At 65.6% G+C, this 23,739-nt stretch carries 24 protein-coding genes and 1 tRNA gene; 5 read left to right on the top strand and 20 right to left on the bottom strand.

Annotated features, from left to right (window positions below):
- Nucleotides 1-39: 39 nt before the first annotated feature.
- The 9 genes from pheS to ACIP1U_RS08735 all read right to left on the bottom strand — a co-directional run bounded on the left by pheS (nt 40) and on the right by ACIP1U_RS08735 (nt 8,555).
- Nucleotides 40-1,071 carry a phenylalanine--tRNA ligase subunit alpha gene (gene pheS / locus ACIP1U_RS08695; RefSeq protein ID WP_400313946.1) on the bottom strand — a complete coding sequence of 344 codons (1,032 nt, stop codon included), beginning with the start codon at nt 1,069-1,071 and terminating at the stop codon, nt 40-42.
- Between the two features lie 250 nt (nt 1,072-1,321).
- Nucleotides 1,322-1,678: a 50S ribosomal protein L20 gene (gene rplT / locus ACIP1U_RS08700; RefSeq protein WP_008650487.1), complete on the bottom strand. Its 357-nt coding sequence runs from the start codon at nt 1,676-1,678 to the stop codon at nt 1,322-1,324.
- A 28-nt stretch (nt 1,679-1,706) separates the two neighbouring features.
- Nucleotides 1,707-1,904 carry a 50S ribosomal protein L35 gene (gene rpmI / locus ACIP1U_RS08705; protein ID WP_006575466.1) on the bottom strand — a complete coding sequence of 66 codons (198 nt, stop codon included), beginning with the start codon at nt 1,902-1,904 and terminating at the stop codon, nt 1,707-1,709.
- A 169-nt stretch (nt 1,905-2,073) separates the two neighbouring features.
- The gene (infC, locus tag ACIP1U_RS08710) at nt 2,074-2,595 is read right to left on the bottom strand and encodes a translation initiation factor IF-3 (protein ID WP_081479471.1); all 522 of its coding nucleotides are present in this window, start codon (nt 2,593-2,595) and stop codon (nt 2,074-2,076) included.
- A 47-nt stretch (nt 2,596-2,642) separates the two neighbouring features.
- Nucleotides 2,643-4,550: a threonine--tRNA ligase gene (gene thrS / locus ACIP1U_RS08715; protein ID WP_400313954.1), complete on the bottom strand. Its 1,908-nt coding sequence runs from the start codon at nt 4,548-4,550 to the stop codon at nt 2,643-2,645.
- 371 nt (nt 4,551-4,921) lie between these two features.
- Nucleotides 4,922-4,998, bottom strand: a tRNA-Val gene (locus ACIP1U_RS08720).
- A gap of 21 nt (nt 4,999-5,019) precedes the next feature.
- On the bottom strand, nt 5,020-7,245 hold the full coding sequence (locus ACIP1U_RS08725) for a RelA/SpoT family protein (protein ID WP_400313956.1): 2,226 nt from the start codon (nt 7,243-7,245) through the stop codon (nt 5,020-5,022).
- A gap of 15 nt (nt 7,246-7,260) precedes the next feature.
- Nucleotides 7,261-7,623 (bottom strand): RidA family protein, encoded by a 363-nt coding sequence (locus tag ACIP1U_RS08730; RefSeq protein ID WP_400313959.1) that lies wholly within the window; start codon nt 7,621-7,623, stop codon nt 7,261-7,263.
- Between the two features lie 53 nt (nt 7,624-7,676).
- Nucleotides 7,677-8,555, bottom strand: a complete 879-nt coding sequence (locus ACIP1U_RS08735; protein WP_400313961.1) for an alpha/beta fold hydrolase — start codon at nt 8,553-8,555, stop codon at nt 7,677-7,679.
- 220 nt (nt 8,556-8,775) lie between these two features.
- On the opposite strand from ACIP1U_RS08735, the gene ACIP1U_RS08740 reads away from it, so the two are divergent.
- Both ACIP1U_RS08740 and ACIP1U_RS08745 read left to right on the top strand, forming a co-directional pair.
- A complete protein-coding gene (locus ACIP1U_RS08740; protein WP_400313963.1) occupies nt 8,776-9,552 on the top strand; it encodes a 3-hydroxybutyrate dehydrogenase in 777 nt (258 codons plus the stop codon).
- Between the two features lie 35 nt (nt 9,553-9,587).
- Complete coding sequence (locus ACIP1U_RS08745; RefSeq protein WP_400313966.1) at nt 9,588-10,076, top strand: DUF411 domain-containing protein; 489 nt, start codon at nt 9,588-9,590, stop codon at nt 10,074-10,076.
- 42 nt (nt 10,077-10,118) lie between these two features.
- On the opposite strand, the gene ACIP1U_RS08750 is transcribed toward ACIP1U_RS08745, so the two are convergent.
- The 3 genes from ACIP1U_RS08750 to ACIP1U_RS08760 all read right to left on the bottom strand — a co-directional run bounded on the left by ACIP1U_RS08750 (nt 10,119) and on the right by ACIP1U_RS08760 (nt 12,057).
- Nucleotides 10,119-10,499 (bottom strand): putative zinc-binding protein, encoded by a 381-nt coding sequence (locus ACIP1U_RS08750; RefSeq protein ID WP_400313969.1) that lies wholly within the window; start codon nt 10,497-10,499, stop codon nt 10,119-10,121.
- Nucleotides 10,500-10,704: 205 nt separating this feature from the next.
- Nucleotides 10,705-11,343: a CoA transferase subunit B gene (locus ACIP1U_RS08755; RefSeq protein ID WP_400313971.1), complete on the bottom strand. Its 639-nt coding sequence runs from the start codon at nt 11,341-11,343 to the stop codon at nt 10,705-10,707.
- A gap of 12 nt (nt 11,344-11,355) precedes the next feature.
- Complete coding sequence (locus ACIP1U_RS08760; RefSeq protein WP_400313973.1) at nt 11,356-12,057, bottom strand: CoA transferase subunit A; 702 nt, start codon at nt 12,055-12,057, stop codon at nt 11,356-11,358.
- Between the two features lie 183 nt (nt 12,058-12,240).
- Here ACIP1U_RS08760 and ACIP1U_RS08765 point away from each other — a divergent pair, with 183 nt between their 5' ends.
- Complete coding sequence (locus ACIP1U_RS08765; RefSeq protein ID WP_400313976.1) at nt 12,241-12,786, top strand: LuxR C-terminal-related transcriptional regulator; 546 nt, start codon at nt 12,241-12,243, stop codon at nt 12,784-12,786.
- A gap of 235 nt (nt 12,787-13,021) precedes the next feature.
- Here the strand turns inward: ACIP1U_RS08765 and ACIP1U_RS08770 are convergent, their stop codons facing one another.
- From ACIP1U_RS08770 to ACIP1U_RS08790, 5 genes are all read right to left on the bottom strand, one after another.
- Nucleotides 13,022-13,423 (bottom strand): acyl-CoA thioesterase, encoded by a 402-nt coding sequence (locus ACIP1U_RS08770; protein ID WP_400313979.1) that lies wholly within the window; start codon nt 13,421-13,423, stop codon nt 13,022-13,024.
- A 52-nt stretch (nt 13,424-13,475) separates the two neighbouring features.
- The gene (locus ACIP1U_RS08775) at nt 13,476-14,504 is read right to left on the bottom strand and encodes a DctP family TRAP transporter solute-binding subunit (protein WP_400313982.1); all 1,029 of its coding nucleotides are present in this window, start codon (nt 14,502-14,504) and stop codon (nt 13,476-13,478) included.
- Between the two features lie 61 nt (nt 14,505-14,565).
- Complete coding sequence (locus ACIP1U_RS08780) at nt 14,566-15,870, bottom strand: TRAP transporter large permease (protein ID WP_400313985.1); 1,305 nt, start codon at nt 15,868-15,870, stop codon at nt 14,566-14,568.
- Nucleotides 15,867-16,469 (bottom strand): TRAP transporter small permease, encoded by a 603-nt coding sequence (locus ACIP1U_RS08785; protein WP_400313987.1) that lies wholly within the window; start codon nt 16,467-16,469, stop codon nt 15,867-15,869. Before ACIP1U_RS08785 ends, ACIP1U_RS08780 begins: the two co-directional genes overlap by 4 nt.
- 268 nt (nt 16,470-16,737) lie before the next feature.
- A complete protein-coding gene (locus ACIP1U_RS08790) occupies nt 16,738-17,523 on the bottom strand; it encodes an SDR family oxidoreductase (RefSeq protein WP_400313990.1) in 786 nt (261 codons plus the stop codon).
- A 302-nt stretch (nt 17,524-17,825) separates the two neighbouring features.
- Between ACIP1U_RS08790 and ACIP1U_RS08795 the strand changes: the two genes are divergently transcribed.
- Nucleotides 17,826-19,514, top strand: a complete 1,689-nt coding sequence (locus ACIP1U_RS08795) for an electron transfer flavoprotein-ubiquinone oxidoreductase (protein ID WP_400313992.1) — start codon at nt 17,826-17,828, stop codon at nt 19,512-19,514.
- A 61-nt stretch (nt 19,515-19,575) separates the two neighbouring features.
- Here ACIP1U_RS08795 and ACIP1U_RS08800 read toward each other — a convergent pair whose 3' ends face one another.
- The 3 genes from ACIP1U_RS08800 to ACIP1U_RS08810 all read right to left on the bottom strand — a co-directional run bounded on the left by ACIP1U_RS08800 (nt 19,576) and on the right by ACIP1U_RS08810 (nt 22,773).
- On the bottom strand, nt 19,576-20,634 hold the full coding sequence (locus ACIP1U_RS08800) for a lipase secretion chaperone (protein ID WP_400313995.1): 1,059 nt from the start codon (nt 20,632-20,634) through the stop codon (nt 19,576-19,578).
- On the bottom strand, nt 20,621-21,724 hold the full coding sequence (locus ACIP1U_RS08805) for an esterase/lipase family protein (protein ID WP_400313998.1): 1,104 nt from the start codon (nt 21,722-21,724) through the stop codon (nt 20,621-20,623). The genes ACIP1U_RS08800 and ACIP1U_RS08805 overlap by 14 nt, the downstream gene beginning before the upstream one ends.
- 134 nt (nt 21,725-21,858) lie before the next feature.
- Entirely contained in the window at nt 21,859-22,773 is a 915-nt protein-coding gene (locus tag ACIP1U_RS08810) for a flagellar brake protein (RefSeq protein WP_400313999.1), read from the bottom strand.
- 246 nt (nt 22,774-23,019) lie between these two features.
- On the opposite strand from ACIP1U_RS08810, the gene ACIP1U_RS08815 reads away from it, so the two are divergent.
- Nucleotides 23,020-23,730 (top strand): FadR/GntR family transcriptional regulator, encoded by a 711-nt coding sequence (locus ACIP1U_RS08815; RefSeq protein WP_400314002.1) that lies wholly within the window; start codon nt 23,020-23,022, stop codon nt 23,728-23,730.
- Nucleotides 23,731-23,739: the final 9 nt, after the last annotated feature.

Here is a 23,739-nt window from a genome sequence, read left to right on the forward strand (position 1 = left end):
TATTCTGTGTAGTCGATGACGAGTTTGACGGTACGCCTGTCAGGCGAACTGGCGCAGGAAGCGCACGTCGCCCTCGAAGAACAGGCGCAGGTCGTTGATGCCATAGCGCAGCATGGTCAGGCGCTCAAGGCCGGAGCCGAACGCGAAACCGATATAGCGCTCGGGATCGAGGCCCATGTTGCGCAGCACGTTGGGGTGCACCTGGCCCGAACCGGAAATTTCCAGCCATTTCCCATTGCCGAAGGCCATGTCGATTTCCGCCGACGGCTCGGTGAACGGGAAGTACGACGGACGGAAGCGCACCTGGATGTCATCGCGCTCGAAGAACTTGCGCAGGAAATCGGTGTACACACCCTTCAAATCGGCAAAGCTGACCTCCTCGCCAATCCACAGGCCTTCGACCTGGTTGAACATCGGCGAGTGGGTAGCATCGCTGTCGACGCGGTAGGTACGGCCCGGGCAGATCACCTTGATCGGCGGCATCGCCTTGCCGGCGTACTTCTCCACGTGCATCTTGGCGTAGCGGACCTGCATCGGGCTGGTGTGCGTGCGCAGCAGCAGGAGCTTGTCGTCGCTGTCGCGGCCATCGACGTAGAACGTGTCCTGCATCGAACGCGCCGGATGGTTGTCCGGGTTGTTCAGCGCGGTGAAGTTCATCCAGTCGGTTTCGATCTCGGGACCGTCGGCCACGTCGAAGCCGATCGAGCCAAAGATCTGCTCGACACGCTCCCACGTGCGCATCACCGGATGCAGGCTGCCGCGGGCCACCGCGCGGCCCGGCAGCGTGACGTCGATGGCTTCGGCTGCCAGGCGCGCGTTCATCAGCGCATCGGCCAGCGCCTGGCGTCGCGCCTGCAGCGCGGCTTCCACCTGTTGCTTGACCTGGTTGATGCGCGCGCCCTCGCTCTTGCGGGTCTCCGGGTCGAGCTTGCCAAGGCCCTTGAGCAGTTCGGTCAGCGCGCCGGTCTTGCCCAGGAAGCGGGCCTTTTCGTTTTCCAGCGTGGCGTTGTCATTGGCGGCGGCGAAAGCGGCCTGGGCGTCAGCGACGATTTGGTCCAGATCCTGAGACATGGCGGCGGTCGTGGAGTGTTCTGACGTCGGCGGAACAATGTCAAAAAACAAAGCCGGCTCGACGTGGGTTGGCACTGCGTGCGGTATACGTTTCCGGATGCCGTCTCGATAACAAACGCAAAACGGTATCCGGAAACGCAAATAAAAACGGGGCTCGGTGAGGAGCCCCGTTTCAGCGGACCTTGCGGTCAGCGGTCGACCTTGCGGCCGGTGCTTGCCCGGCAGCACTTACGCGCTGCCGCAGCCGGCATCAGGCAACGGTGGCTTTCACCTGGTTGACGATGGCGGCAAAGGCAGGCTTGTCATGAATAGCCATGTCCGACAGCACCTTGCGGTCCAGTTCAATCGAGGCCTTCTTCAGACCGTTCATGAACACGCTGTAGGTCATGCCATGCTCACGCGTCGCGGCATTGATACGCGCAATCCACAGAGCGCGGAACACGCGCTTCTTGTTGCGGCGATCGCGGTACGCGTACTGGCCAGCACGCATGACCGCCTGCTTGGCGATGCGATAGACATTATTGCGACGGCCGCGGTAACCCTTGGCAGCGTCGATAACCTTCTTGTGACGGGCCCGTGCAGTGACCCCACGCTTTACTCGAGGCATGTAATTCTCCTTTCGTGATCGTCAGGGGTTATGCGTAAGGCATCATCGCGCGCACCGACTTCAGGTTCGTCTCATGGACGTCCTGAGTACCGCGCAGTTGACGCTTGTTCTTGGTGGTCTTCTTGGTCAGGATGTGACGCTTGAAGGCCTGGCCACGCTTGAACGAACCGTTCGGACGGGCAGTAAAGCGCTTGGAAGCGCTTTTCTTCGTCTTCATCTTCGGCATGAAAAACTCCAGCTCATATGACATGCATGCAGGTGGACGGCTTACGCCGACGCTTGCAAGACCCGCATCCACTTGTTGTTGCACGACGCCCCTTGCGGGGTACGCGCGACTTCCGCACGAAGCAGCGGCCGGGATGCGCTGGCATCCCGGCCGCTGCACCGCGCAAGAATTACTTCTTCTTCTTGGGGGCGAGCACCATCACCATCTGGCGCCCTTCCATCTTCGGCATCTGCTCGACCTGACCGATCTCTTCCAGATCCGCCTTCAGGCGTTCGAGCATGCGCGCGCCGATTTCCTGGTGGGCCATCTCGCGACCACGGAACCGCAGCGTGATCTTGGTCTTGTCGCCATCTTCCAGGAAGCGCTTCAGGTTGCGCAGCTTGACGTTGTAGTCGCCATCATCCGTACCCGGCCGGAACTTGACTTCCTTGACCTGGATGATTTTCTGCTTCAGCTTGGCCTCGTGGGCGCGCTTGGCTTCCTCGTACTTGAACTTCCCGTAATCCATGATCCGGGCGACGGGCGGAGTCGCGTTCGGGGCGATCTCCACCAGGTCCAAGTCCTTGTCCTCAGCCAGCCGCAGAGCGTCCATGAATTTGACGATGCCAAGCTGCTCGTTATCAACCCCTACCAGGCGCAGCTCAGGCGCGCTGATTTCCCGGTTGATGCGATGACCTTTGTCCGTAGCGATGTTGCGTTACCTCAAGAAGACAAAAAAACAAGCCGTGCTCACCACCCTCAGGCTTTGCTGGCGACGTCGTGTTGCAGACGCTCAACAAACGCGGAGACGGGCATCACACCCAGATCCACGTTGCCACGGGCACGCACGGCCACTTGATTGGCATCCCTTTCCTTGTCGCCTACCACTAGCAGGTAGGGAACCTTCTGAAGGGAATGCTCGCGGATTTTATACGTAATTTTCTCGTTGCGCAAATCGGCTTTAGCCCTAAACCCTTGTTTTTGCAGCAATTGCACGACGTTTTCGGCGTATTCTGCCTGCGAATCCGCAATATTCATGACCACGACCTGATCCGGGGCCAACCAGGCGGGCAGCGCGCCGGCGTGGTTTTCCAGCAAGATGCCCAGAAAGCGCTCGAATGAACCCAGGATCGCGCGATGCAGCATGACCGGGCGCTTGCGCGAGTTGTCCTCGGAGACGTATTCGGCACCCAGGCGCTCCGGCAGCACCAGGTCAAGCTGCAGCGTGCCGCATTGCCATGAGCGGCCGATCGCGTCCTTGATGTGGTATTCCACCTTCGGGCCATAGAAAGCACCCTCGCCCGGCAGCTCTTCCCATTCCACACCGCAGGCGCGCAGCGCCAGGCGCAGGCCTTCTTCGGCGTGGTCCCAGACATCGTCCGAGCCAGCGCGCTGGTCGGGGCGCAGCGACAGCTTCACCGAAACATTCTTGAAGCCGAAGTCGTCGTAGACCGAAAACGCCAGCTCATTGAACGCCTTGGCCTCGGCCACGATCTGCTCTTCCGTGCAGAAGATATGGGCATCGTCCTGAACAAAGCCGCGCACGCGCATCAGGCCGTGCAGCGCGCCCGAGGGCTCGTTGCGGTGGCAGGCGCCGAACTCGGCCAGGCGCAGCGGCAGGTCGCGGTACGAGCGCAGGCCGTGGTTGAAGATCTGCACGTGGCCCGGGCAGTTCATCGGCTTGATCGCGTAGTCGTGCTTCTCCGACTCCGTGACGAACATATTCTCTTTGTAGTTCTGCCAGTGGCCGGACTTTTCCCAGAGCGAACGCTCCATCACCTGCGGCGTGCGCACTTCGTCATAGCCGGCGTCGCCCAGGCGGCCGCGCATGTATTGCTCGACAGCCTGCCACACCTGCCAGCCCTTCGGGTGCCAGAACACCATGCCGGGCGCCTCTTCCTGCAGGTGGAACAGGTCGAGCGTCTTGCCCAGCTTGCGGTGGTCGCGCTTCTCGGCCTCTTCCAGCATGTGAAGGTAAGCTTCCTGGTCTTCCTTCCTGGCCCAGGCCGTACCGTAGACGCGTTGCAGCATCTCGTTGTTGGAGTCGCCGCGCCAGTAGGCGCCAGCCACCTTCATCAGCTTGAAGACCTTGAGCTTGCCCGTCGACGGCACGTGCGGGCCGCGGCACAGGTCGACGAACTTGCCTTCGCGGTACAGGCCGATTTCCTGGTCGGCCGGGATCGAGGCGATGATCTCGGCCTTGTACTTCTCGCCCATCGACTCGAACAGCGCCACCGCTTCGTCGCGATTCCACACTTCGCGCGTGACCTTCTCGTCCTTGCGGGAGAGTTCCGTCATCTTCTTTTCGATGGCGGCGAGGTCCTCCGGCGTGAAGGGGCGCTTGTAGGCGAAGTCGTAGTAGAAGCCGTTCTCGATCACGGGCCCGATCGTTACCTGCGCTTCCGGGTACAGTTCCTTGACGGCATAGGCCAGCAAGTGCGCCGTGGAGTGACGGATGACATCGACGCCGTCGGCGTCCTTGTCCGTGACGATGGCCAGCTGGGCGTCGTCTTCGATCTTGTGGCTCGTGTCGACCAGCTTGCCGTCCACCTTGCCGGCCAGCGCGGCCTTGGCCAGGCCGGAGCCGATGCTCTGCGCCACTTCGGCAACCGTCACCGGGCCCGGAAACTCGCGGCGGGACCCATCCGGCAGCGTGATTGCGATCATTTGGACTCTCCAGGATTCCGCCGGCGGCGCGCTGCGCCTCGGCCAGGCGGATCAAACTGCATCTTGCGGGCACCGGTCCGCGGCTGCGCGATCCGGCGATTATTCGATTGTTTTTTTGCTGCGCACTGCACATGCACGCCAAAACGCGCGAGAGCGGCAGCTTATCAGGCTGCTGGCAGGCGACAGACGAAAAAAAACGCGGCCAAGGCCGCGTTTCTCTTTGTCAAACCCGTTTCAACCGGGTCGGAAGGCGCACCTCGACTACTGTCGCTTGCCAGCGGTAGTAGTTCGCGGTGTCATAAACATGATGCCTTTCCGTTCCATTTCAGGTTGAATCGGACTTGCCATACTTCGTTGTTACTGCAATTCGTTGGTAGGCTCGATTGGACTCGAACCAACGACCCCCACCATGTCAAGGTGGTGCTCTAACCAGCTGAGCTACGAGCCTAGCGAAGACGAAAGTATAGCATCACTTTCTTTTTGCCTGCAATACCCCCTGCACCTCTTCGATCAGCGACAGCGCGCGCTGCAGTTGCGTCGCCTCGGACACCTCGGCGGTGAACTGCATGCGTGCCACGCCTTTGCTCGACAACGTCTTCACACCGGTGACGTTGATCTTCTCGCGTGAGAGCACTTCCGAGATATCGCGCAGCAGCCCTTGCCGGTCGATGGCTTCGACATGGATGTCGACCGGGTAGACCGCGGCATGGCTCTTTTTGCCCCACTCGGTCTGGATTACCCGCTCCGGCGCGCGCGCCGACAGCTGCTGGAAGGTATGGCAGTTGCGCCGGTGGATCGACACCCCGCGTCCACGCGTGACAAAGCCGACAATATCGTCCGGCGGCGCCGGCTTGCAGCAGCGCGACATCTGCGTCATCAGCGAATCCACCCCCACCACCAGCACGCCGCTCTTGGCGCCGCGCGCCACGCTGGTGGCGCGGCTCTTCTTGGTGACGGCGTCTTCCTCGCTGAGCGGTGCCTGGGTTTCGCCTTCCGGATGGCGCAGCGCATGCTCGACATGGCGCAGGCTGAACTCGTCCTTGGCCACCGCCGCGAACAGGTCGTCGGGCGTCTTGAAATTCAGTCGCGCGGCCAGGTCTTCCAGCTTCACCGCGGTCTTGCCCTCGCGCTGCAGGGTCTTGTCTATCAGCGCGCGGCCCTGCGCGATGGTCTCCTGCGAATCGAGCGCGTTGAACCACGCCCGCACCTTGGCGCGCGCGCGGCTGCTGGCCAGGTAGCCAAGCTCCGCATTGAGCCAGTCGCGCGACGGCCCGCCCTGCTTGACCGCGATGATCTCGACGGTCTGCCCGTTCTTCAGCGTGGTGTTCAGCGGCACCATGGTGCCGTCCACGCGCGCACCGCGGCAGCGGTGGCCGAGATCGCTGTGGAGGTAGTAGGCAAAGTCCAGCGGCGTCGCGCCCTGCGGCAGCGCTACCACGCGGGCCTGCGGCGTCAGCACGTAGATATGGTCGTCGATCGCGGCATGCTTGAGCTGCTCCCACTCGTCGTGCGCCACGCTGTGGTCGGCATCGTCCTTCCATGCCAGCAGCTGGCGCAGCCAGGCGATTTTCTCGTCGTAGCGTTCGCTGGCGGAGAACTGCCCGCCGTAGCCCTTGCTGCCCGCTTCCTTGTAACGCCAGTGGGCCGCCACGCCGTATTCGGCGAAGTGGTGCATCTCGTAGGTGCGGATCTGCACCTCAAAGGCGCGGCCGTCATCGCCGATCACCACCGTGTGCAGCGACTTGTAGCCGTTGGCCTTGGGCCGCGAGATGTAGTCGTCGAACTCGCGCGGGATCGGCTGCCAGATATGGTGGACGATACCCAGCACCGTATAGCAGTCCTTGATATCGTCGACGATCACGCGGAAGGCGCGCACATCGTACAGGTCGGCAAAATCCAGCTCCTTGCCGCGCATCTTCTTCCAGATGCTGTAGATATGCTTGGGCCGGCCGGTCACCTCGGCAGGGATGCCGGCGGCCGCCAGCTCGGACTGCAGCCGCGCAATGGCGCCGGCGATATAGCCTTCGCGCTCGATGCGCTTTTCGTCCAGCAGCTTGGCGATGCGCTTGTAGGTATCGGGCTGCTCGAAGCGGAACGCCAGGTCTTCCAGCTCCCACTTCATCTGCCAGATACCCAGGCGGTTGGCCAGCGGCGCGTAGATGTCGAGCGTTTCGCGCGCCACGCCCGGGGTCGGCGTGTGCTTGGTCTCGGCCATCCAGCGCAGCGTCTGCAGCCGCGAGGCCAGCCGCACCAGCACCACGCGGATGTCCTGCGCGAACGCAAGCAGCATCTTGCGCAGCGCCTCGACCTGTTCGTGGCGCGCCTGCGCCTCGTTCTTCGACGGCGCGGCCGCTTCCACATCGGGGCGATTGCCGGCGATGGCACCGATGCGCAGCAGCTGCCGCACACCGTTGACCAGCCGCGCCACTTCTTCGCCGAAGCGCGGCTCGATCTGCGCTTCGGTCTCGGGCACGAATGCCGCCAGCCCGAACAGGCAGGCGGACGCGCGCGCGGCATCGTCCACGCGCAGGCCATCGAGGATGCGCAGCATCCCCTCGGCATGCGACTGCACGGTCTCGCCGGTGGGCAGCGCCACACCGGCGCCATGCTCGCGCACGTACGCCAGTGCGCGCTCAACCAGTTCGGTATCCGGAATGCCTGCGACCCGGCCAGCCAGGTCGGTCGACGTCACCATGTCACAGCGCCTGCATCAGTTGAGCGCAGCGGTCACCACCACTTCGATCAGGTAGTCGGGATTGGCCAGGCGGGCTTCGACAGTGGCGCGCGGGGGCGTGTTGCCTTGCGGCACCCAGGCGTCCCAGGCCTCGTTCATCTCGCCGATCAGGTCGACGTTGGTGAGGAAGATCTGGCACGACAGGATACGGGTCTTGTCGCTGCCGGCCTCGGCCAGCAGGCGGTCGATATGGCCGAGCACCTCGCGCGTCTGGCCGCGGATATCGGCCTTGGGATCGACCTCCGGCACCTGCCCGGCCAGGTAGACCACGCCGTTGTAGACCGCATATTCGGACAAACGCTTGCCCACGTGGGCGCGCTTCAGTTCAAGGTTACTCATGACAATGCTTTGATCGATAAAAAAAACAGGTCCGCCGCGCGATGTGCGCACACTCACCCGACAAAGAACTGGCGGGCGATCGCGATCTGCGCCGGATCGACAAAGGTGGGTGCATGCCCCACTTCAGGGACTTCCACCGAGCTCACATGCTTGCCGCGCGCCACCATCTCGGCCACGGTCTCGCGCAGCAGCAGGTCTGACTGCGCGCCGCGCACCACCAGCACCGAGGCCTCGATGGCCTCGAAGCTGCGCCACAGCGCGGCCTCGCCCGCCGCCACCGCTTCTGGCGTGGACTTGCGGAATGGCACGGCCAGCTGCGGGTCGTAATGCAAGCCCCATTCCAGGCCATCGCCGCCCTGCACCGGTTTCAGAATGGCGGCGTTCAGCTCGCGCCACTGTTCCGGCGTGTGGCGGCCGAACGACGCGCTGATGGTCTGCAGGTAAGCCAAGCCCTCCTCGAAGGTCTTGAAGCGTACCGGCAGGCCCAGATAGGCACCGATGCGCTCCACCGCAGACAGCGCGATCCTGGGGCCGACGTCGTTCAGCAGCAGCTTGCGCACCGGCGACTTGGGCAGCCCTGCCAGCCCCATGCCGATCAGCCCGCCCATCGAGGTGCCGAACCAGTCCACCTGCTCGACATTGAGCCGGGCGATCAGCGTGACCATGTCGGAGACGTATTGCGGCACGATGTAGGCGTCCGGATTGGCCAGCCATTCCGAGCGGCCGCGTCCGGCCACATCGGGGCAGACCACGCGATAGTCGCCGCACAACGCGCTGGCGACGGCATCGAAATCGCGCCCGGTGCGCGTCAGCCCGTGCGCGCACACCAGCACGCGAGGATTCGCGGGATCCCCCCATTCGTGGTAGGCCATGCGGTGCAGGCCCGCCGCACTGATGCACTGGACAAAACCGAGGCGCGGACTGGCAGACATCTGGACTCCCTGACGGACCCGGCCGGGGCCGAAAAAAATGCGGCGCTGCCGGTGGTTGAGCAAAACTGGATTGTACGCCGCACCGGGTACAATGCCACAGCACACTGTCTGCGCCACCGCACGCGCCACATGCTGGTGCGCGGCTGTGCCAGACCAGGCGTCCCGGCCACCCGGGCCGCCCTTTCCTTCTTGTGGAATCTCTCTCTCGACGGAGGCTTACATGCTCAAAGGCAAGACCGCTCTGGTGACTGGCTCGACCAGCGGCATCGGGCTCGGCATCGCAAAGGCGCTGGCGGCCCAGGGCGCCAACATCATCGTCAATGGCTTTGGTGACGCGGACGCCGCAAAGAACGAGATCGCGCAGGCCGGCCAGGGCATCCAGGTCGGCTACCACGGCGCGGACATGAGCAAGGCGGCAGAGATCGAGGACATGATGCGCTATGTGCAAGCCGACTTCGGCGGCGCCGACATCCTGGTCAACAATGCGGGCATCCAGCATGTGGCGCCGATCGAGGACTTTCCCGCCGAGCGCTGGGACGCCATCATCGCCATCAACCTGACCTCGGCCTTCCACACCACGCGCCTTGCGCTGCCTGGCATGCGCCAGAAGAACTGGGGCCGCATCATCAATGTGGCCTCGACGCACGGGCTGGTGGCGTCAGCACAGAAATCGGCCTACGTGGCAGCCAAGCACGGCATCGTCGGCTTCACCAAGGTGACCGCGCTGGAAACCGCGCAGACCGGCGTGACCGCCAACGCGATCTGCCCGGGCTGGGTGCTGACGCCGCTGGTGCAGAAGCAGGTCGAAGCACGCGCGCAGAAGGAAGGCATCCCGGTCGAGCAGGCCAAGCGCGAGCTGGTGCTGGAGAAGCAGCCCTCGGGCGAGTTCGTGACACCCGACGAACTGGGCGCGCTGGCCGTGTTCCTGTCATCGGACGCGGCCCGGCAAGTGCGTGGCGCGATCTGGAACATGGATGGCGGCTGGGTGGCGCAGTAAGGCGCCGCAGTAAGGCGCCACAATAAGGAGCAACGATGCAACGACGACGTTATCTCGGCACCCTGGGCGCGCTGGCGCTCGGCACGCTCGCCGTGGGCGTGCTGGGGCCCGCGGCGGATGCCTTTGCGCAGGCCAAGCCGCTCGCCATCGAGGTCTACAAGAGCCCGCTGTGCGGCTGCTGCGAGGAATGGGTCAAGCACCTGCGCGCCAACGGCTTCGCCGTGACGGTGCATGACGTCGAGGATACCGGCGACTACCGCAAGCGCTTCGGCATGCCGGAGCGCTTCGGCTCCTGCCATACCGGCTACATCGGTGGCTATGCGATCGAGGGTCACGTGCCGGCTGCGGATATCCGCAAGCTGCTGGCCGCGAAGCCCAAGGCGGTCGGGCTGGCGGTGCCGGGCATGCCGGTCGGCTCGCCAGGCATGGAACAGGGTTCGCGCAAGGATCCCTTCGACGTGCTGCTGGTCAAGGCCGACGGCGCGGCCTCGGTGTTCACCCGCTACAACAAGCCGGCGGCCTGATGCGCCGCCCCGCCGGATGCGCCGCCGCGCGTCCGGCCCGCCCTACACAGCGGCAAGGCTTTCCAGGGCCGCTTCGACTTCCCGCCATACCGACTCGGTCTCGCCCTCGGTGCATTCGCCGTGCTGGCGCTTGACCGCACCCAGCCGGTTCAGCACCAGGTGCTGGTCCGGCGCCACGCCCACGTTTGCCAGACAGGCCTGCACGCAAGCCAGCGGGCAACCGTCGAGCGCCAGGATCGGCCGGCCCGATTGCGCCACGCGCGTCAGCGCCGGCACGCCGCCGCCCACGCCGCTGATACACGACATTTCCGCGCGGCCGCTGCGGTCCAGCCGCACCGCGCAGGCATTGGCCAGTTGCGCCACGCTGGAGCAGCCGGAGCAGGCGTACACCAGTGGCAGGGATCGGGTGGGGGAAGCCGGCATCGCGCACCTTCCGTCAAGACTTGTGTTGGCAGGACCATGCCTGCTGGGAAGCGGCCAGCATAGTGACTTGTGCGGGGGCGGGCCATTCGCCGATAGAGCTAGCCCGCACTGCCGATCGGCGTAGTCGGTTACCCGAGCACCAAATGCAAAAAGCCCTGTGGCGCAGTGCGCCACAGGGCCCGTCGGGCAATGGCCGAACGCTTGCTTACAGCAGCGGCGCCCCAGTCTTCGCCTGGATTTCCTCGCGGCTGACACCCGGGGCGGTTTCGACCAGCTTCAGGCCGTCCGCAGTCACGTCGATCACGCCCAGGTCGGTGATGATGCGGTTGACCACGCCTACGCCAGTCAGCGGCAGGTTGCACTGCTTCAGGATCTTGATGTCCTCGGTGCCGTCCTTCTTCTTGGCGGTGTGTTCCATCAGCAGCACCACGCGGCCAACGCCGGCGACCAGGTCCATCGCGCCGCCCATGCCCTTGACCATCTTGCCCGGGATCATCCAGTTGGCCAGGTCGCCCTTCTCGCTGACCTGCATCGCGCCCAGGATGGCCAGGTCGATGTGGCCGCCGCGGATCATCGCGAACGAGTCCGCCGACGAGAAGATCGACGAGCCCGGCAGCGTGGTCACGGTCTGCTTGCCGGCGTTGATCATGTCGGCGTCGACTTCTTCCTCGGTCGGGAACGGGCCGATGCCCAGCAGGCCGTTTTCCGACTGCAGCCACACTTCCATGCCGTCCGGCACCCAGTTGGCCACCAGCGTCGGCAGGCCGATGCCCAGGTTGACGTAGAAACCGTCCTGCAGCTCGGCCGCGGCGCGCGCGGCCATTTCGTCACGTGTCCATGCCATGATGGTGTCTCCTTAGCTGGCCGCGCGCACGGTGCGCTGCTCGATGCGTTTCTCGGGATTGGTGTTCAGCACCAAGCGCTTCACGAAGATGCCGGCCAGGTGGATCTCGTCGGGGTCCAGCTCACCGGTCTCGACAATATGCTCGACCTCGGCGATGGTGACCTTGCCCGCCATGGCGCACATCGGGTTGAAGTTGCGCGCGGTGCGGCGGAACACCAGGTTGCCCGCCTTGTCGGCCTTGTACGCCTTGACCAGCGCCACATCAGCCGTCAGCGAACGCTCCATCACGTACTGCTCGCCGTCGAATTCGCGGATTTCCTTGCCTTCGGCCACGATGGTGCCGACACCGGTCTTGGTGAAGAAGGCCGGAATGCCCGAGCCGCCGGCGCGCAGCTTCTCGGCCAGCGTGCCCTGCGGGGTGAATTCCAGCTCCAGTTCGCCGGCCAGGTACTGGCGCTCGAACTCCTTGTTCTCGCCCACGTAGGACGAGATCATCTTCCTGATCTGGCGCGTGGCCAGCAGCTGGCCCAGGCCGAAGCCGTCGACGCCGGCGTTGTTGGAAATGCAGGTAAGCTGCTTGACGCCGCTGTCGCGCAGCGCGGCAATCAGCGCCTCGGGGATGCCGCACAGGCCGAAACCGCCAACGGCGATTGTCTGGCCGTCGCGGACGACGCCTGCAAGCGCTTCTGCGGCGCTGGCGTAGACCTTGTTCATGCTTCGCTCCTTCCTCGGTAGTTCCTCGGGGGTATCCGCTGTCGTGCTCCCCGCCGCAGGGTGTGCGGCGGGCGACGCAGGGAAATTGTAACGGTACAATCGGCGACAGGCGCCGGATCTCGTCCGACCGACAGCATACGCAAGCCCCGCCGGCTACGCCATTACGTAAAAATACATAAGCAGATGCCCGCCATCGACTACCAGACCGCCTTCCAGCTCGCCCCCGTGGGCCTGGTGCTGTCACGCGAGCGCGTGATCGAGGACTGCAACGAAGAAGTCTGCCGCATCTTCGGCACCACGCGCGAGGCGCTGCTGGGCCAGTCGTTCCAGGTGCTCTACCCCACCGCCGACGAGTTCGAGCGCACCGGCGCCCGCATCGTGCCGATCATGAACAAGCGCGGCATGTATTCGGACGAGCGCATCATGAAGCGCGCCGGCGGCGAGCTGTTCTGGTGCCACGTCACCGGGCGCGCGCTGGACCGCACGCAGCCGCTGGGCGCCGGGATCTGGACCTTTGAAGACCTGTCGCAGAAGCGCCAGGTCACGGCCGAGCTGACCGCGCGCGAACGCGAGATCGCGGCGCAACTGGTGGAAGGCAAGACCAGCAAGCAGATCGGCAAGCTGCTGGCGATCAGCCCGCGCACGGTGGACATCTACCGGGCGCGGCTGATGAAGAAGTATGGGGCGAGTACGTCGGTGGACCTGGTGCAGCGGCTGGTGAACCACTGACAAACACCAATACCAGTAGAAGGGAGATCGGTTTTCGGTGCGCCCAAGCGGCCCGAGCTGGCTTTAGCAAGGTGTTCTCCCTCTCCCCTCAGGGGGAGAGGGTTGGGGTGAGGGGTGGACTAGCAAGGAACCACATCAAGCAGGGCCCACGGTTTTAACCCACAGGCATCAGCCTTTGACACGCCCGCCCTCACCCCCTGCCCCTCTCCCGCAAGCGGGAGAGGGGAGCAAACCGTCAGCCGTCGATGATCCCCCTGATCTCCGGCGGCACCGGCACCGATTTCTCCAGCGCGTAGTCACACCACACCACCTTGGCCCCGCCCTCGGCCCACACTACGTCGGGCAGATCGGTGCGGCGGATTTCCATGCGCGTTTCGAAACTGGTGCGCCCCAGTTGCCCCGCATAAACGCGGCATTCGATTTCGCCCGGATAACGCAGCTGCTTCAGAAAGGTCATATGCGCATTGATGATGACAGGCCCCTGCCCTTGCGCATCCTTGCCGCCCCGCCCCAGCGACGCGAACCACTCGATGCGTGCCTGCTCCAGGTACTGGAAATAGACGGTGTTGTTGACATGGCCCATCGCATCCATGTCGCCCCACCGGATCGGCATGACCACCGTATAGACGTGCTTCATCTCAGCCTCCAAAGCAACAGGCCCGCCAACACTGGCGGGCCTGTTTCATGACTTAGCGCTTGGCGATCGCGCCTTCAGCCTTGGTCACCAGGTCGGTGCCGATCTGCTTCTTCCACTTGTCGTAGACCTTGGCAGTCGCCTTGCGGAAGGCGTCATGCTCGGCCGGCGTCAGGTGCGCGACCTTGACGCCGTGGGCCTCCATTTCCTTCCAGGCGGGCGCACCGGCCTCGGCCAGGCCCTTGCGGGCCAGCGCGATTTCCTGCTTGCCGGCGTCGATGGCGGCCTGCTTGACGATCTCGCGGTCGGCCGGGGTCCAGCTTTCCCAGATCTGCTTGTTGACCACGAAGATCAGCGGGTCCGCCACGTAGCCCCAGGTGGTGACGAACTTCTGGCCTACCGTGTACAGCTTGGCGGCGGCGAACACCGACTGCGGGTTCTCCTGGCCATCCACCGCGCCCGATGCCATCGCCGGCTGCGCGTCGGCCCAGCTCATCTGCGTCGGGTTGGCGCCCAGCGCATTGAAGGTCTCGATGTACAGCGGCGAACCCACCACGCGCAGCTTCAGGCCCTTGAGGTCTTCCGGCTTGCGGATCTCGCGCTTGGAGTTCGACACCTCGCGGAAGCCGTTCTCGCCCCACGCCAGCGGCACTACGCCGGCCTTCTCCAGCGTGGTGAAGATCGACTTGCCGACTTCGCCCTGCGTCAGCGCATCCAGTGCCTTGTAGTCGGGCATCAGGAACGGCAGCGAGAACAGGTTCAGTTCCTTGACCTGCGGCGACCAGTTGATGGTCGAACCGACTGCCATGTCGATCACGCCCTGGCGGATCGCCGAGAACTCGCGGGTCTGGTCGCCGGCCACCAGCGAAGTGCCCGGGTACAGCTTGATATTGATGCGGCCGTTGGTCCGCTGCTTGACCAGGTCGGCCCAGATCTCGCCGCCCTTGCCCCACGGGAAGGCTGGGCCGAGCACCAGTGACATCTTGTACTCGGACTTGTAGGTCTGGGCCATCGCGCCGGCGGGGGCGAAGGCGGAAGCGGCAATGGCGGCGGCCGTTGCGAGCATCAGGGCACGACGTTTCATTTCATCTCCTCTCGGGAAAGCGTCAATTCTTGTTTGTGAATGCAGAAGGAAGTCAACGGCATCAATAGCCGAGGTATTCCGGCAGCCAGGTCGCCAGCGGCGGATAGGCCAGCACCATCAGCATGGCAATGAACATCGCCAGCAGCATCCAGATTACCCAGGGCACGGTTTCTTCCATGCGCACGCGGGCGATCCGGCACGACACCATCAGGTTCACGGCCAGCGGCGGCGTGAACTGGCCGAGCGCCACCTTCAGCGTCAGCACCACGCCGAACCACACCGGGTTCCATTGGAACGCATTGGCAATCGGCAGCAGCAGCGGCACGAAGATCAGGAAGATCGAGATGCCATCCAGGAACATGCCGACCGTCATCAGCAGCAGCACGATCAGCGCCAGCACGCCGTATTCGCCCAACCCGGAGGTCGCGATCGCCTGCGCCAGCGGATCGATCACGCCCAGCGTAGACAGCGCATAGGCGAAGATGCCGGCCAGCGCGACCACCAGCAAGATCACCGCCGAGGTCTCGGCCGCTTCCTGGAAGATCGTGAACAGGTCGCGCATGCCGATGCTGCGGTAGACCACCATGCCGACGAAGAGGCCATAGACCACCGCCACCACGGCGGCTTCAGTCGGCGTGAACCAGCCCGCGCGCATGCCGCCCAGGATCAGGAACGGTGCCACGAGGCCCCACGCCGCTTCGCGCAGGCTCTTCCAGAACGGCGGGCGCGGCAGCGCGGCTTCAGCGGCGCCCATGTTGTGCTTGCGCGCCAGCCACACCGCCGGCACGATCAGCGCCACGCCGGCCAGCACGCCCGGGATCATGCCCGCGGCGAACAGCGCCGGCACCGACGCCCCGGGCACCAGCACGCTGTAGATGATGAAGGCCACCGACGGCGGGATCAGGATGTCGGTCGCGGCCGCCGCGCCGACCACCGCGGCGCTGTACGAGCCGGGATAGCCCGCACGCGACATCGCCGCGATCATCACGCCGCCAACCGCGGCCGCGTTGGCCGGGCCGGAACCGGAAATGCCGCCGAGGAACATCGCCACCAGGATCGCCACCAGCGGCAGCATGCCCGGTCCGCGCCCGACCACAGCAATGGCGAAGGTCACCAGCCGCTGCGCCACGCCGGAACGGTCAAAGATCGACCCCACCAGCACGAACATCGGAATCGCCAGCAGCGGGTACTTGGCCAGCCCGGCGTAGAAGTTCTGCGGCACGGCCAGCAGGCCGAACATCTGGGTATCCAGGTTGGACAGGCCGATCGCGACCAAGCCGCCCAGCCCCAGCGACACGCCGATGGGCACGCCCAGCAGCATCAGGCCGATAAAGACCACGAACAGGATGATGGCAACCAGCGTCATTGCGCACGCTCCTTCGCGGCCGTGTTCTCTTCATGCAGGGCCTTGAGCGCACGCACGTTGCGCACCACCAGGCCCAGCGCGCGCAGCGCGATGCCGGCCGACAGCACTGGCAGCCAGATCGAGTACCACCAGCTTGGCACGCCGATGCCGGGCGAGGTCTCGCCAAAGGCGTATTCATCCCATGTAATGCGCGCGCCCAGCACCGCCAGCGCGATGAACATCACCGCCACCGACAACGCCGACAGGATCGCCAGCCGGCGCTGGCGCGCGGCGCTGCCGCGCTCAAAAAAGAATTCGATGCGGATATTGCGATCGCGCGCCACCGCGGCACTGCCAGCGACCAGCGCCAGCACGATCATCAGGAAGACCGAGAACTCCTCGGTCCAGGCAAACGACTCGTCGGTGAAGTAGCGGACTACCACGTTGGCGAAGGTGATGCCGACCAGCAGCAGCATAACGATCACGCCAATCCAGTCCTCGAGGCGGGGTGAAACCCGGAATTCAGCGTCCTGCGCTTCGTCTGCCGCCTGCGGGATCACCGCGGAATCGACGACGTGTTGCGGCACGGCGTTGCGCCGTGCCTCTTCTTGTTGCTCCATCTCCCCGGCCTCCGGTCCAGGGCCGCTTGGGCCAGGCGGCCACTGCGGCATTTTTTGCTTGTATGTAAAGACTTAGTCTAAAGACATGGCGGATTATGCCAAGACTGGCACACCGCGCATCAACTTTCTTTTATCGGAAACTGGAAGCCGCACTCGAAAGCCCGCCCCAAGGGGACCGGATAACCCCTGGGGTGGCCAATTATGATGCTCCGCCGCACGCTTGTGGCGCGCGGGCGGGAAGCGGGCGTCGCGGCGCCGGCGGCCGGGCTCAGACCATGCCGTCGTCGGCGGTGATCACGGCGCCGTTGATGAATTGCGACTGGTCGGAAGCCAGCAGCAACAGCAGGCCGTCGAGGTCCTCGGGCTTGCCCAGGCGCTTGCGCGGCAGCATCTGGATCAGCTTCTGGCCTGCGTCCGAGTCCCAGTGGTGGTGGTTGATCTCGGTGTCGATATAGCCCGGGCAGATCGCGTTGGTATTGATGCCGTGGCGGGCCCATTCCAGCGCCATGGCCTTGGTCATGTGCACCACCGATGCCTTGCTCATGCAATAGACGCCGATCTGCGACAGCACCTTCAGGCCGGCCACCGACGCCACATTGACGATGCGCGCCTGCGGCAGCGGGCTGCCGTAGCGCTCCGCGCCCTTGGCCCGCGCAATCATGCGCTTGGCCACTTCCTGCGCGACGAAGAAAGCGCCGCGGGTATTGGTGTCGAAGACGAAATCGAAATCGTCCGGGGTCACGTCGGTCAGCTTCTGCGTGGTCGACACGCCCGAATTGTTGACCAGGATGTCGATCGAGCCGGCTTCGGTTTCCGCATGCGCCACGGCGGCGCGGATGCTGTCCGGATCGGTGACGTCCAGCCGCACCACGTGCGCGCTGCCGCCCTCGGCCTCGATCGCCGCACGCAGTTCCTTGAGGCGCTCGGTGCGGCGCGAGGCCAGCACAACCTTCGCCCCGGCGGCAGCCAGCACCGTGGCGAAACGCGAGCCGAGCCCGCTCGATGCGCCGGTGACCAGCGCTACCTTGCCTTCCAGATTGATCGACAAACCCATGATGACCTCATATGCGGGCGCCCCTCCAGCCTCTTCGGGTGCGGAAGGCAGCATATCAAAAAAAAGAACGACCGTTCCAAAAAAATCCTTGCCTGTGGGTGGCGAGTCCCGGACAATGCCGGAGATTCTAAGAACTTGGCCCGCAAAGGGAAAGAGGGAAAACGAGCGATCCGGCCGGCTATCGGCCGCAAACAGCCGTCAAAATCCCTTCCCATGCCCCGCCTGCGCAAGTTCGAGCAGAACGATCACCGCACTTCCCACAATTGCATAGCTAGCAGCAAAGAAATAGAGGGTTAGAGACAATGGATCAGCAACAGCTCCTGGAGCAGTTCGGCCCGCGTGAAGCCATGGAATACGACGTGGTCGTCGTCGGCGGCGGCCCCGCCGGCCTGGCCACGGCCATCCGCCTGAAGCAACTCGCGCAGGAGAAAGGCAGCGACGTCAACGTATGCGTGCTGGAAAAGGGTTCCGAACCCGGCGCGCATATCCTGTCGGGCGCCATCATGGATCCGCGCGCCCTCAACGAGCTGTTTCCGAACTGGCAGGAGCTGGGCGCGCCGCTGAACCAGCCGGTCACCGAAGACAAGTTCCTGTTCCTGAACGAATCCGGCTCCAAGGGCACGCCGTCGGCGCTGCTGCCCGAGTGCTTCCACAACCACGGCAACTACATCATCAGCCTGTCGAACTTCGTGCGCTGGCTGGGCCAGCAGGCCGAGGCGCTGGGCGTCGAGATCTTCCCGGGCTTCCCGGCCGCCGAGGTCCTGTACAACGAAGACGGCTCGGTCAAGGGCGTGGCTACCGGCAACATGGGCGTCAACAAGGAAGGCGAGCCCACCGACAACTTCCAGCTCGGCATGGAGCTGCATGCCAAGTACACCATCTTCGCCGAAGGCGCGCGTGGCCACCTGGGCAGGCAACTGATCGACAAGTTCGGCCTGGATGCCGGCAAGGATCCGCAGAGCTACGGCATCGGCCTGAAGGAACTGTGGGAAATCGACCCGGCCAAGCACAAGCCCGGCCTGGTGGTGCACACCGCCGGCTGGCCGCTCGACCCGGCCACCTACGGCGGCTCGTTCCTGTACCACATGGAAGACAACAAGGTCGCGGTCGGTTTTGTGGTCGGCCTGGACTACACCAACCCGTGGCTGTCGCCGTTCGAGGAATTCCAGCGCTTCAAGACACATCCGGAAATCCGGCAGTACTTCGAAGGCGGCAAGCGCCTGTCGTACGGCGCGCGCGCCATCACCGCCGGCGGCCTGCTGTCGCTGCCCAAGACCGTGTTCCCGGGCGGCGCGCTGGTCGGCTGCGATGCCGGCTACCTGAACGCCTCGCGCATCAAGGGCAGCCACGCCGCGATCAAGACCGGCATGCTGGCCGCCGAGGCCGCCTATGACGCGCTGCAGGGCGGCCGCCAGCACGACGAGCTGACCGCGTACCCCGCCGCGTTCGAGCAGAGCTGGCTGTACAAGGAACTGCTGCAGGCCAAGAACTTCAAGCAGTGGTTCAAGAAGGGCCGCACCACCGCGACGCTGATGACCGGCATCGAGCAATGGCTGCTGCCCAAGCTGGGCATCCGCAACCCGCCCTGGACCATCCACCGCGTCAAGCCGGACCATGTGTACCTGAAGCCGGCGGCCGAGTGCGAGAAGATCGTCTACCCGAAGCCGGACGGCAAGCTGACCTTCGACCGCCTCAGCTCGGTGTTTATCAGCAACACCAACCACGAGGAAAACCAGCCGGCGCACCTGACGCTGAAGGATGCCAGCGTGCCGGTCAACATCAACTGGGAAAAGTTCGCCGGCCCCGAGGCGCGCTACTGCCCGGCGGGCGTGTACGAGTTCGTGCAGGACGAGGCCTCGGGCAAGGAACGGCTGCAGATCAACGCGCAGAACTGCGTGCACTGCAAGACCTGCGATATCAAGGACCCGACGCAGAACATCGTGTGGGTCACGCCGGAAGGCGGTGGCGGTCCGAACTACGTCGGCATGTAAGGCCGCCGGCGCGCAAGCGCATGGCGCATGGAACGGCACCGGTTTCCCGGTGCCGTTTTTTTTATTGGCGTGCCGCTCGCCGCGCAGCCATCGCCTGGTCCATCACCTCTGCCTGCAATGCCTCGCCGGGACTGCTGAAGGCCTGCTGGCGCAGCGCTTCGAGTTGAAGCCGGCGATCCTGCGCGGACAGGCCCGCAAAGGTTTCAATCTGGGCGCGCCGGGCCGCGTAGTCGTCATAGCGCTGCTGCCATGCCTGTTCAACCAGCGCCTGCTGCTGGTAGCGCTGCGCCACCTCCGCGCCGTACGCCGCAGCCAGCGCCGCACCGATCTCCTGCGTGCCGCGGCCGGCCGATTGCATGCCGGCGATGGTGTCGCTGATCGCCTGGGGCCGCGCGCCGGCGTCGCGCGCGGTACGCAGCGGCTCGGGCAGCGCGGCGTCGAGTGCTGCCAGCTGGCGTTGCCGTTCGGCCGGATCGAGGCCCGCCTGCGCCGCGAGGTCCAGGCGCGCGAGCATGGCGTCGTCATAGGCCTGTTCGTCGTCGAACCAGATTGCCGCGACATCCGGCAGCAGCCGCTGCCGGGCGGCATTGCGGCTGGCCAGCAAGGCGCGCAAGCGCTGCATTGACCCGGGGTCCAGGGCACCGTCCGCCGGTTCGCCCATGGGCTTGCGTGCGGCGTGCGGCTGCACCTCGGCAAGGTAGCCAAGGTAGCGCCGCCACAACTGCCAGGCCTGCCCCGCTGCCGGCTCCGGCACGCTCCGGCGGATACCGTCGTACACCTGTTGGTCCAGCGCCTCGGCGCCGGCATCGTGGCGCGCGCTGAGGAAGTAATCGAAGTAGGTGCGCAGCGCGCGGGTCACGCGCAGGTTGCCCTTGTCATCGGTCTCGGGGCCGGCGGGCACATCGGTGCCCGCCAGCGACGGCATCACGGCAATGGCGCGCCCTTGGGCAGTGCCTGGCGCGGCCGCGGCGGCCAGCGATGGCCCTGCGCTCGTTTCCGGCGCTGCCCGCTTTGCGGCCACCGGCGCAGCCGGCATCGTCGCCCAGTACACCGCCACCGCCGCGAGCATGGCCGGCAGCACTGCCAGCCATGCCCGCGTGCCGCGCTCAGAGCTGGTCATTGCGCAGGCGGTTGGCGTGATTGAGGATCACCGTGCGCGGATCGATGTCCTGGTACAGGCCGGCCATCTGGTTGACTTCGTCCAGGTGGTTCCAGTAGTAGCCGGTAGCCAGCACCCGCCCCCATTTGCTGCTGCACACCGACACCAGCCCGTCGTTGGGGCCGGCGCCCTTCAGATCCATGATGCCGGCCGAGGCCGCCATCGGCAGCGTGGACGGGTCCAGCAGGTTGGAGCGCAGCAGGCTGACCGGCCCGCCCTGTCCGGTCCACGAATACGCGGCCTGTGTGTGGGTGACGAGGCTGCCCGCGGCATCGCGCGCCTGGCGCTGCTCGAACGCGGCGCCGGGCGTGGCGCAATCCGGGGCGAGCGCGGAGGTCGAGCCCGGCGCCAGCGTGGCGTCGAGACGGGCATTCTGCTCGGCAGCACCCTGCGTGGTCAGGATCTTCAGCGAAGCCAGCGCATCCTGGTCCAGCGCCTGGCCGTTGCCGATCCCGTTGAACCAGCCGATGGTATCGAACACGCCTTGGATGATGCCGACCAGCACCGGGCCGGCGACCGGAATGCCTTGCACGCCGTTGATCAGGTCCAGCACGGTGTCGGCGACCTCGCTGCCGCGATGCGGGCTGCCGATGGTAGTGACCGAAGCGACATCCTGCGGCGACATCGCCGCGAGCATGCGCGAGGTCGGGCCGCCCTGGCTGTGGCCGATCAGGTTGACCCTGTCGGCGCCGCTCTCCAGCTTGACCGCGCGCACATACGCCTGCAGCGCCAGCGCGCGTTCGGCATCGCTGTTGAACGACGGCACCGTGGCCACATAGACGCGCGCGCCGTTGGCGCGCAGCAGCTCGGGGATGCCGTACCAGTAATCGATCACGCCGCCCATCTTCGCCGCGCCGGTCAGGCCGTGGACCAGCACGATCGGGTATCGGGTGCTGGCGTAACCGGCTGTGGCTGTGGCGGGCCATGCGATGGCAGCTGCCATGGCAAGCGCCGCCGCGGCGCCGGCAACGCGGCGCGCCTTTGTCAGAAATACTGCGCGCAGGCCGTGCCCGCACGCATGGCCGGGGCCACGGTGTCCGCTGTGCTGCATGTTGTCTCCTCGGTGGTGGTGATATTTTTGTTGGAAGCAGTAAAGGCGCCCCACCGGATGAAGACAATCAAAACATTAGCGGAAACCCTCCAAACGCCCGCAGCACGGACTGGTGGCCGACTGGTGGCCGCCGGCTACAGCGGCAGGCGCGTGGTGGACAGCAGTTGTTCGTAGATGTAGCACTGCAGCAGCGTCATCTCGCGCTCGTCCAGCAGGTCGAAGGCCACGCCGAAGGCAGGGAAATCGCCATCGTCCTGGCTGGCCGCGCCTGGCGCCGCCCTGACCCAACCGTCGACGATGACTTCGCTGTCGAACGACGCGGCCCGGAGCTGGAAACGCAGCCGCACCCGGCTGCCTGGCGCGGGCGACGGCGCGGTGGTCTGCACCAGCGCACCGCCGGTGCTGAGGTCAGACAGCAACGCCAGCCGCGCCGTGCCCGCCCGCACCGCGACGGCCACGCCATGATCGCCGTCGTCCTCTTCCGGGGGCTCGGTCAGGTATGCCGCCAGCCGCGTCGGCACGCGCGCCGCCTTGCGGACCGGGGTCGCGTGCAGGTTGGTCGGTGCCGACAGTACCAGGTAGCGGAAGGGGCTGCGGCAGACCGCGGTGATGGTCGAGGAAAAGCTGTGGATCGCCTGCCCGGAAAAGCCGCGCAGCAGCACGGTGTCGCCCGCCTGCAGCAGCAAGTCGCGTCCGCCCAGCTGGGGCCAGGTCACGAACAGCCCCTGCTCGATAAAGCCGATCAGGCGGCTCGCGGCGGCACGTGCGGACTTGCCTTCATGCTTGACGTGGAGCAGCGTGCCGACCTGCAGGCCGAGCGGCCCTGGGGCCGTGCGCGTGCCGGCGTCGGCATCGCCGCAATTGTCGGCGTCACCGCAATTGCCGCCGTTGCCGGCGCGGCAGACCACGCCGTGGCGGAACACCAGCGCCAGGTCGCGCGCATCGGGGATGACGCTGCCGCTGCCGAGCACCAGGTTGCCTTCGCCGTCGAGCAGCGACCAGGGCAGCGGGTGTCCGACCGGAAGATCGTTGGGAGTGAGTTGGATCATGGCTGTTTGCAGAGGGGCCCCGCGTTTGTCGTCGCGCGCGGGGCATGGCAAACCCACGACGGAACCGCCGGGCAGTATCCGCCACCTGTATCCGGTTTCTATCGGCCGTGGGCCACAAGAAGTTAAGCGAATACCGATGGATCCAGGGCGCCATGTGTAGCACCGGCCATCTACGGCAAGCTTGACTCGCGACAACTTCGCCACCATAATCGCACAAAGCTGTCTGACAGCCTGACATATCGACCCATGACCCTGCACCGCCCGGCCTCGCTGGCCAGCCGCATTGCCCAGTCCTTGCACGACGACATCCTCGCCGGCCGCTACGCCGCGGGCGGGCGCCTGCCCGCCGAAGCAAGCCTGGCGGACACCTTCGGCGTGAGCCGGCCGATCGTGCGCGAAGCCATCGCCCAGCTCAAGGCCGACGGCGTGCTGGTCACGCGCAAGGGCTCTGGCGCCTTTGTTTCGGAAACCCCGGGCGGACAGGCGTGGCGCGTGGCGAGCGCGCCGGATGGTGGGCCCACGCTGGCGCAGCTGTTCGAGTTGCGCCGCGTGGTCGAAACCGCCTGCGCCGAGATGGCGGCCGAGCGCCGCACCGCTGCGGATGTCGACGCGATCCGCGCCGCGCTCGGGGCCATGCAGGCGCAGGCCGACGGCCATGGCGACATGGCCAGCGCGGCCGCGGCCGACATGGCCTTCCACCACGCCATCGCCGAAGCCGCGCACAATCCCTGCTTTACCGGCCTGACCGATTTCGTCAGCCAGCAGATGCTCACGGCACGGCAGCGCGCCTGGGAGAACACCGCGCGGCTCGGCGCCGCCACCGGCGCCCCGCGCGCCGCCGATACCGAACACACGGCGCTGGCCGACGCCATCGCCGCGGGCAATGCCCCGGCGGCGCGCGAGGCCGCGCAACGGCACCTGGCTGCCGCGGCCGCCCGGCTGGGCCTGGCAGGCTGAATTCCTGCC

The sequence above is a fragment of the Cupriavidus sp. NPDC089707 genome, assembly GCF_044748965.1.
Taxonomy (GTDB): domain Bacteria; phylum Pseudomonadota; class Gammaproteobacteria; order Burkholderiales; family Burkholderiaceae; genus Cupriavidus.